The organism is Paenibacillus sp. P22 (genome assembly GCF_000469945.2).
Taxonomy (GTDB): domain Bacteria; phylum Bacillota; class Bacilli; order Paenibacillales; family Paenibacillaceae; genus Paenibacillus_O; species Paenibacillus_O humicus.
Map to the genome: position 1 here is coordinate 33,534 of NZ_CBRA020000015.1, position 8,970 is coordinate 42,503.

Genomic DNA, 8,970 nt, shown 5'->3' on the forward strand with positions numbered 1-8,970 from the left:
GGGTGCCATTGATTGAACTTTGAGTTAGAACTACAAAAGAAAGACAAAGAAATTGAAATCTTGAAAAGTAAACTTCGCTCTTTTTCTGGAGAAGATATTTATGTTGGAGAAAAAGAAGTGAAATATGTTTTCAAAAAAAGAAATAGTGATTATTTAATTGTTGGATTTTCTGGAATACCGAAAATAGGAACACCTCCAAATTATAATTATGCTAAAACTCTTGTGAATACTGAGATAAACCAACTTTTTATTTTGGATCATCATGGAATGATCGGATGTTATTATCTTGGAGAAAACAAAGAATTTGCTGTTGAAAGATCCGTTTATGAATTAATAGAAAAAATCAGAGTCGAAAATAACATTTGTAAGGAAAATGTAATTACATTTGGATCAAGTAAGGGGGGGTATGCTGCTCTTTATTTTTCCTTTAAGTATGGCTATGGAAATGTAATTTCAGCTTCTCCTCAAACCAAATTAGGACATTATCTAATTGAACAAGTTATTGCGGGTGCCTATATTGCACATTTCATAGCTGGTGGAACAAAAGATAATCATAAAAACTATTTAGATAATTTACTTTTTGATGTAGTAAAAAAAGCTGAGAAGTCTCCTAATATACGAATTCATGTAGGAGAAGGGGAAATGCATTATAAAAAACATGTTATTCCCTTGCTGGAAGAGTTTGATAAGTGCGGTTTTAAATATATATTAAATTTAGGTCCTTATTCTAGTCATAATGATGTTGCTACGTTCTATCCACCGTATCTCCTAGAGTCTATTGAAGAAATCACCAAAGGTTAAATCTAACTTCTGAGAAAGTTTATTTAATGGGGGTATTCACGTGAAAATCTGTACCATAGGTCTCGGTTACATCGGTCTGCCTACCTCAGTCACCTTCGCTCAGCACGGAGCCGACGTCGTAGGCGTAGACGTCTATCATAAAGTAGTAGAGACATTGAACTCCGGCAGAATCCATATCGAGGAACCGGGGTTGGAAGAAGCAGTCAAAGATGTGGTCGAAAGGAAGAAGTTCCGAGCTTCATTAATGCCGGAAGAAGCAGATGTCTTTATCATCGCTGTTCCGACTCCGAATATCGATGATGAGCATAAATCCTGCGACTTGAGCTATGTGCTCCAAGCAACAAAGCAAATCCTTGCCTACGTTAAAAAGCACAATGTAATCATAATTGAATCGACGATCGCCCCGCGGAGCATGGATGACCATGTGAAACCTCTTATTGAGGCCGCGGGGTTTGTTGTTGGTAAGGACATTTATCTGGTTCATTGCCCCGAAAGAGTGCTGCCAGGTAAAATCTTGCATGAGATCGTCCACAACAATCGCATTGTCGGCGGCGTTACGGAAGCTTGCGCGGAAGCGGGGGCGAATGTCTACCGGACATTCGTCAAAGGTGAAATCATCAAAACGAATGCCCGCACGGCGGAAATGTCCAAGCTGATGGAAAATACCTTCCGGGATGTGAATATCGCTCTCGCCAATGAATTGACGAAGGTTTGCAACGATCTGGGCATCAACACACTGGAAGTCATCGAGATGGCCAACAAACATCCGCGGGTCAATTTGCATCATCCCGGCCCAGGTGTAGGCGGACACTGCCTGGCGGTTGATCCTTATTTCATCGTCGCCAAGTCGCCGGATCTGGCCAAGATCATTCACCTTTCCAGAGAGACCAATTCATCCATGCCACACTACGTGGCAGCAAATGCAGAGAAACTGGTCAGGGGGATCCACAATCCGAAAATAGCGGTCTTGGGAGTTACCTATAAAGCGGATGTGGATGACATCCGGGAAAGCCCTGCCATGGAAATCGTAGAGCTGCTGTCGGGAACGGGCTTCCGCTTGTCTATTCATGATCCGCATGTAAATACTCTGGACCCGAGATTTGTCTCCGCCGAGGAAGCTCTGAGAGATGCCGATCTTATCCTTCTGTTAACGGACCATACCGAGTTTCGGGTCATGGACTTCAGTCCGTATGTGAAGGGAATGAGGAACCGGCTGCTGTTCGACACGAGGAATAGTGTGAAACCGGAAAATGCTCAAGGATTGCAAACAGTCAATTTCGGAAACTTATATCAGTTTGTAAATAATCTTGAAACCGTGATTGCATGAATTTTTTGAACATCGTAGCAAAGGAACATTTTAAAAACCGCTATATGATCGTAAGAATCGCCTTGTTTCAGCTGAAATCCACTTATATGTCCAATCGTTTAGGCTTGCTTTGGGTGCTTCTGAATCCGCTCAGTCAATTGGCCGTCTATTGGGTTGTTTTTGGATTGGGGGATCCGGGGGGGAGCTTCCGTAGAGGGAGTTCCTTTTGTCCTCTGGCTGAGCTGCGGCCTTGTTCCTTGGTTGTTTATCGGCTCAGGAATCGTGCAGGGAGCCAACTCAGTCAGCTCGCAGCTAGGCCATGTATCCAAAATGAAGTTTCCGCTGAGCGTACTTCCTTCCATCACCATCCTTACACAGCTGATCTCTCATTTGATTATGCTGGTTATGGTTTTGATTGCGGTCGTCATTAAATATGGCTTTTTCGGATTATCTTATTTGGGAATCGTTTATTATCTGATCGCATCATTGTCCCTTTTATCCGCGTTGGCTTTGTTTACCTCGACCGTTTCGGCATTTGTCCGCGACTTCAGGTTTGTGATCGGCGCGGTTACAAGAGCCCTGTTCTTCATTACTCCGATCATGTGGACGGTAAACGCCAAGACGCCGGAGCTGCTGAAAAAAGTGATCCACTACAATCCCGTCACTTACTTAGTGGATGGATACCGCAATGCGATGCTCTTCAATCAATTTTATATCGCTACGGCCTATACCGCCGGATTTTGGCTGGGAGTAGCGGTGTTGTTTGTGTGGGGCGCGTTCATCCATGTTCGATTCCGCAAGCATTTTATGGATTATCAATAGAGGTGTTGACTAAGCGTGCATCAAGTCCAGTTTCAAGAGGTAAGCAAATCTTTTCGGCTGCATTCCAGCATAAATGAAAAGATTCGGGATTTATTTTATATCAAGAAGGATTTCCCTGTTCATCATGCTCTGCGCAGTCTGACTTTTGCGGTCGACCAGGGCGATGTAGTCGGAATCATAGGGCTGAATGGCGCCGGCAAAAGCACGTTGTCCAACCTTATTGCCGGAGTGACGATTCCCTCCAGCGGTTCGGTTCACATCAACGGAAACGCCGCTCTTATCGCGATATCCTCCGGTCTGAACAACCAGCTCAACGGCCTTGAAAATATTGAGCTGAAAGGGTTGATGATGGGATTGTCCCATCAGCAGATCAAAGCGATAACGCCGGCTGTGATCGAGTTTGCCGAGCTGGGGAAATTCATTCATCAGCCTATCAAAAGCTATTCCAGCGGAATGAAGGCCAGACTTGGATTTGCGATATCGGTTCACATCGATCCTGACATTCTCGTCATCGACGAGGCTCTTTCCGTAGGGGATCAGACGTTCAGCGACAAGTGCCTGGCCAAAATAAATGAATTCAAAGAGCGGGGAAAAACGATCTTTTTTATCAGCCATTCTCTGTCGCAAGTCAAGAGCTTCTGCGGCAAAGGGCTCTGGCTTCATGACGGCGAGCTGAAGAAATACGGAGATATTGAAGAGGTCGCAGCGGAGTATGAGCGGTTCTTGAAGCATTATCAAGCTCTCTCTCCGGCAGAGAGGACCGAACTCAGAGCTTCGCACTGGGGAGAATTTTAAGAATAGAAATGGGGATTTATGATGTGGAATCGATTGAAAATCGGAGTTCTGGCGACATTGCTCGCCTTCATCGTCCAGCCGCACTATGCTCAAGCCGCCGCGTCAACGGTAAAAACGCAATCTGTTGCCTATGAGACCATATTTGACGGCAGAACGCTGCAGATGCCTGACAATCAGTATTTATTCACCTACCAAGGTACTTCTTACGTTCCGATCCGTTATATCGCGTACGGTCTGCTCCAGTCCGTTCAATGGAACGCCTCGACATCTACGGTAACGGTATCCAAGCCGACAGACAAAGAACAGGTCGTTCTGAGGGAGTATTTTCTCAATGCGATCGGGGCTTCCGGAGCGCCGGCTTCGATCGGGAATCAAAAGCTGTCCATTACACCGGCTAAAGCTTCGTTTGTCTTTTACGGAGTGAAAAAACAGCTCCCTGCCGGCCAGACGGCTTATATGCTGAATAACAGCCTGTATGTTCCCATCCGGTTCATGAGCGAAAGCACGGGCATGAATGTGAAATGGGACAGCTCCAGCAAGCGGATCACCATCACTTCACCGGCACCGGCTTCCGACAAACCGACGGAGCCTAAGCCGGAAGATCTTGGTTCCGGCAATGCCGCTGGCAGCGGCAATTCCGGCTCGACCGGCAATGCTTCGGGAGGATCGGCGGGCGGCGGCATCGTGATGCCTTCTCCCCCCGCTTATGAGGATGTCAAATTCCGGGCGGACGCCAAGCTCCAGACTCTGTATATGAACGCCAAAACGACTTTTCTCAAGCTCGGGCAGCAATATGTGGACACGTCGGATAAAGCTAAGCGAGCCGCTTTGAAGAAACAAGGCGAAGCATCGCTGGCCAGCTTCAGCTCGCAGTTTGATTCCCTTGTCTCCCAAGTGGAAGCCGAACTGAACAAGTATGGCTACAGCACGTCAATCATCCAGGAGTATCGTCAGAAATACAACGAAGAATTGGACGCAGGCCGTGACCTGATGAGCGACATGATGAAAGGCTGATTTAAAAAGCCCAGCATTGGCCGATGAGCCGATGCTGGGCTTTTTTTGTCATCAACCAGCCTGGCGCCGCTCCTTCACGGAGCCTTCCCGGGCGGCCTCGCGAACTTCCCGGATATCGCGCCCCGCCGCATCCGAAGGCTCGGCAGGATTGCGGACGGCTGGAGCGGCCGGTTCTGCCGGCCGCTCCATGCGGCAGCTGCCGCTGAGAATGCCGCCGTCCTGGACGATGAGCGAGGCGGCTGTCGCGCTGCCGTGGAGCTCGCCGCTGGACATGATCGTCAAGCGTCCGGTCGTCGTGATGTCGCCGTACACTTTGCCGGATATCGTAACGTCCTTGGCCGAAATGTTGGAGCGGACCACGCCGCTTTCTCCGACAATGACATCTTCCTTGCAATCGATGTCTCCGCGGTATTCGCCTTCGATTCTCAGGCTTGCCTGGCAGGATAAGGTGCCTTCCGCACGCGTTCCCTGGCCGATCAACGTATCCGAAGCCGACCAGCGCTTGTTTTCCTTGAACATCGATATCCGCCTCCCTTGGATGAATTCATGCTATGTAGTATGTATTCCCCAACGGAGTCCTTCATTCCATTTCCCAAAGAAAGGGGACTTCACCATCCTGGCATCGTCTTGGATAAAATGCTTGAAAATCCTGCCTGCCGTTGATACTACTACCAATGGATATAATCATGCGCCATCCTTATTTCCTGCGATAGAAAAGGACTCTCTCCATCAGGTAAAATAACGAATGACGGATGAGTCCAATCCGATTCCGCCAATCCGCAAAAGAGGTGCCTCATGTTCTGGCTCGTGCTCGCCCTGTTCATCTTTCTCTTCCAAATCATGACGATCCTCATTCTCGAGTACCGCCAGCCGAGCAAGACCGTCGCCTGGCTGCTCATCCTGTTCGTGCTGCCCGTCATCGGCTTTGTCATGTACTACTTCGTCGCGCGCGAATACCAGACGAGGCGCACGGTCCGGCGAAGGGGCGTCATCGCCCATGAGGTCCAGCTCAAGGCGCTGCGGCAAAGCGTTCTCGTCCATCGGCCAGGAGACATGGAAAATCCGGACTTCAAGCATGAGGTGCGGCTGTTCAACCTGCTCGACAGCTTCTCGATGCTGCCGGTCACCGGCTGCAACCGGACGGAGATCCTCACCAACGCGGAGCCGACCTACGCCTCGATCCTGCAGGCGCTGGATTCGGCCCGCCATCACATTCATCTCGACTATTATACGATCCGCCATGACGAGATCGGCAGCAAGTTCAAGGCGATGCTGCTCCGCAAAGCCGCCGAAGGCGTCGAGGTCAGAGTCATTTACGACGGAATCGGCAGCATGGAGCTCCGGAACGCCTATGTGCAGGAGCTGCTGGACGGAGGCGTGAAGATGCAATGCTTCCTTGCTCCGCGCATCGCCTTCTTCGACAAGCGCGTCAACTTCCGGAACCATCGGAAGATTGTCGTCGTCGACGGGAAGATCGGGTTCGTCGGAGGCATCAACATCGGGGACGAATATCTCGGCAAAAACCCGAAGCTGGGCTTCTGGCGGGACACGCATGTTCGGATTGAAGGGGACGCGGTCTATTATCTGCAGCTGGTGTTCATGCGGGACTGGTGGTTCACGGCCCGGGAGAAGCTGGATCATCCCGCCTATCTTCCGGAGCATGGCTGCAGCGGCACCGAGCAGGTCCAGATCGTCGCCAGCGGACCGAATACGAGCGCGGACTCCATCCTGGAGAGCGTATTCTCCGCCATCAGCGCCGCCAAGGACAAGCTCTACATCGCGACGCCGTACTTCATTCCCGACCCGAGCGTCCTGATGGGACTGCGGACTGCGGCGCTGAGCGGCGTGGATGTCCGAATCATCCTCCCCCACAAGTCGGATTCCAGGCTGGTGCTCTATTCTTCGCTCTCCTATGTCCAGGACCTGCTTGAGGCGGGCGTCCGCATCTATCGCTACCGCAAAGGCTTCATCCACGCGAAGGTCATGATCGTGGACAGGCTCATGGCGTCGGTCGGAACGGCGAATATGGATATGAGAAGCTTCTTCAGCAATTTCGAGATCAATGCGAATCTGTTCGGAAGCAAGGCGATCGGAAGGCTGGAGGAGGACTTCATGCTTGATTTGAAGGACTGCTACGAGCTGAAGCTCGGCGAATTCGAGGCGCGTCCATGGACGCAGAAGGCGGCAGAAGTGGCGGCGCATATGCTGTCGCCGCTATTGTAGGATGCCGGCTTAACAACCGGCATAAGCCGGCCCGGGAGGAGCCGGCCGAAGAGAGGGCATGGTGCGGCCGGCAAGCCGGCGGCTCGAAGCTTCAAAGCGCAGGCGGCCGAGGAACAAGATCCGCTTCTATGATTCTAAACAGCGTGCCGCAGAGGCTGCAGGTGTGGAACAAGGCTTTCCGTTCCAAGCCTGCGGCTATTTGCTCTCTCGAAGCCGGGTCGGATAAGCCGAGCTTGTCCTCAAGGGAAGGGCATGAATCCGCATTCCCGCAGCTATAGCAGATCACTTTGACGACAGCCAGACTCAACCCCGTTCACCCCGTATGTTTCAATTGAATGATACATAATGTAGCACATTATAGCATATTTTGATTATGGTGTCCTGCTTTTCAAAAAATCCAAAATAGGCCTCAGCGCCTGCTTGGGAGCGTGCGCCAGAAGATCTCCGCGCTGCTGGAGCCGATCGTGAATATTGAGCAGGTGAAAGTCGCGCGGCTGCGCTCCCTGCCTGATCTCGTCCCATTCCAGCGGAGTGGAGACGGTCGCTCCGGCTCTGGCTCTCGGCGTATAGGGAGCGGCAATCGTCTTGCCTTGATAATGCTGCAGGTAATCGAAATAGATCCGATCGCCGCGGTTTTTCTTGAGCCGCTCCACGGTGAACAGCTTGGGATGCTTCTGGGTCATATAACCCCCGACGAACAGTCCGATCGAGCGCAGCTCGTCGAAGCTTAGCCGATCGGCCAGCGGTACGATGAGCTGTACGCCGGTAGCGCCGCTCGTCTTGGCGATCGACTCGATGCCGAGGCCTCTCAGCTGCTCGCCGACAAGCCAGGCCGCCTCCATGATTCTCGGCTCCTCTTCCACGGAAGGATCGAGATCGATGACCCATTCGGTCGGATGCTGGGGATCGTCGGCCAGGTCGAAGGAAGCGTGGAACTCCAGGCAAGCCAGGTTCCCGAGCCAGATCAAGGTCGGCAGCGAGTCGAGAACGACATAATCGATGCTGCCGTCCGACCGGGTCCGGACGAACTCGGGCCGCGGCTCGGGGCAGTTTTTCTGGTAAAAGGACTTGTCATGGATGCCGTGCGGATAACGGATCGTCGTCAAATGACGGTCGCGGCAATGCCGAATCAGGAAGGGGGAGAGCTGGACCAGCTTCTCCAAATACATGAGCTTGGTTATGCCCATCTCCGGCCACAGCGGCTTGGACGGGTTCGTTATCGTCAACTGGTGGCCGTCCAGCGTGATGCTTCCCTTTTCGCTGCGATAGCCATTGGATGCTGGCATGGACTTCTACTCTCCTCTCCGGCGGCCGAAGCCGGCGATCTTGGGATGGCGAAGCTGGCCGGCCTCGGTGATCTCCAGCCCGGTTACTGTGCAAGGAAAGGGATTTTGAAGCCAGACGACCCGTTCCTTTTTCAGGTCATTGGGGAGAGCGGCAAAGGGAAGGGCTGTCCCCGCATGCAAAGAGCCGTCGGCGAATGCGCCTTCCGGCACAAGCCGGCTCGTCAGGAGCGCGCGCATCTCCCCGGTCAACCCAAGCGATACGCTGCCGAAATACTGCCCGTCGACGCTCATGACGAGGCTTGCGGCCATTCCATCCCGAATCTTGAGTCCGACGATGTCCACATCCAGCAGCAGGGCGGTTTTTTTCTTGAACCAATCCTTGTGCTGCTTGCCTTCCTTATAGAGAGAATCCAGGCGTTTGCTGACGACGCCTTCCCAGCCGGCTTGCGCGACCCACTGCCACAGAGCTTCTCCGTCGCGGTAAAGCTCCGTAACCAGCATCCCCTCCGGCAGCCTCGGAGAGAGGGCCAGAAGGACTTCATGCCTTTGCAGATAAGGCAGGCCTCTAAGATCCCGGTCTCCCGCCGCCAGCACATCGAACAGCACATAGGCGAGTCCGGCGGGAGGCTGGGGCTGATCGGCCGAATCGGCATGGCTGCCCAAGCCCGGAGGCTGCTGCGGACGCAGCAGCCTGTCGTCCGAGCCGGCCAGGCTGCCGGGGGC

General features: G+C 52.2%; 8 protein-coding genes and 1 pseudogene. 6 read left to right on the plus strand and 3 right to left on the minus strand.

Annotated features, from left to right (window positions below; genetic code table 11):
* The first annotated feature begins 12 nt into the window (after positions 1-12).
* From BN871_RS27445 to BN871_RS04555, 5 genes and pseudogenes are all read left to right on the plus strand, one after another.
* Positions 13-801, plus strand: coding sequence for a hypothetical protein (locus tag BN871_RS27445; RefSeq protein WP_021877370.1), 789 nt, complete (start codon positions 13-15; stop codon positions 799-801).
* A 40-nt stretch (positions 802-841) separates the two neighbouring features.
* Positions 842-2,128, plus strand: a complete 1,287-nt coding sequence (locus BN871_RS04540) for a nucleotide sugar dehydrogenase (protein ID WP_048744818.1) — start codon at positions 842-844, stop codon at positions 2,126-2,128.
* A 153-nt stretch (positions 2,129-2,281) separates the two neighbouring features.
* Positions 2,282-2,929: an ABC transporter permease gene (locus tag BN871_RS04545; RefSeq protein ID WP_198158006.1), complete on the plus strand. Its 648-nt coding sequence runs from the start codon at positions 2,282-2,284 to the stop codon at positions 2,927-2,929.
* Positions 2,930-2,944: 15 nt separating this feature from the next.
* Positions 2,945-3,721: pseudogene (tagH, locus tag BN871_RS04550) on the plus strand (teichoic acids export ABC transporter ATP-binding subunit TagH); the annotation flags it as partial.
* 36 nt (positions 3,722-3,757) lie between these two features.
* A complete protein-coding gene (locus tag BN871_RS04555; protein ID WP_198158007.1) occupies positions 3,758-4,738 on the plus strand; it encodes a copper amine oxidase N-terminal domain-containing protein in 981 nt (326 codons plus the stop codon).
* Positions 4,739-4,789: 51 nt separating this feature from the next.
* Here BN871_RS04555 and BN871_RS04560 read toward each other — a convergent pair whose 3' ends face one another.
* The gene (locus BN871_RS04560) at positions 4,790-5,257 is read right to left on the minus strand and encodes a polymer-forming cytoskeletal protein (RefSeq protein ID WP_021877375.1); all 468 of its coding nucleotides are present in this window, start codon (positions 5,255-5,257) and stop codon (positions 4,790-4,792) included.
* Between the two features lie 276 nt (positions 5,258-5,533).
* Here BN871_RS04560 and cls point away from each other — a divergent pair, with 276 nt between their 5' ends.
* Positions 5,534-6,961 (plus strand): cardiolipin synthase, encoded by a 1,428-nt coding sequence (gene cls, locus BN871_RS04565; protein ID WP_021877376.1) that lies wholly within the window; start codon positions 5,534-5,536, stop codon positions 6,959-6,961.
* Between the two features lie 371 nt (positions 6,962-7,332).
* Here cls and ligD read toward each other — a convergent pair whose 3' ends face one another.
* Together ligD and BN871_RS04575 are read right to left on the minus strand one after the other, a co-directional pair.
* Positions 7,333-8,247 (minus strand): non-homologous end-joining DNA ligase, encoded by a 915-nt coding sequence (gene ligD, locus BN871_RS04570; protein WP_021877377.1) that lies wholly within the window; start codon positions 8,245-8,247, stop codon positions 7,333-7,335.
* Between the two features lie 6 nt (positions 8,248-8,253).
* A partial coding sequence (locus tag BN871_RS04575; protein WP_048744821.1) for a hypothetical protein occupies positions 8,254-8,970 on the minus strand: 717 nt, incomplete at its 5' end.

Excerpts from the sequence above, each read along its gene's own strand:
- BN871_RS04560 (WP_021877375.1), bottom strand. The coding sequence starts at position 5,257 with ATGTTCAAGGAAAACAAGCGCTGGTCGGCTTCGGATACGTTGATCGGC.
- cls (WP_021877376.1), top strand. The coding sequence starts at position 5,534 with ATGTTCTGGCTCGTGCTCGCCCTGTTCATCTTTCTCTTCCAAATCATG.
- ligD (WP_021877377.1), bottom strand. The coding sequence starts at position 8,247 with ATGCCAGCATCCAATGGCTATCGCAGCGAAAAGGGAAGCATCACGCTG.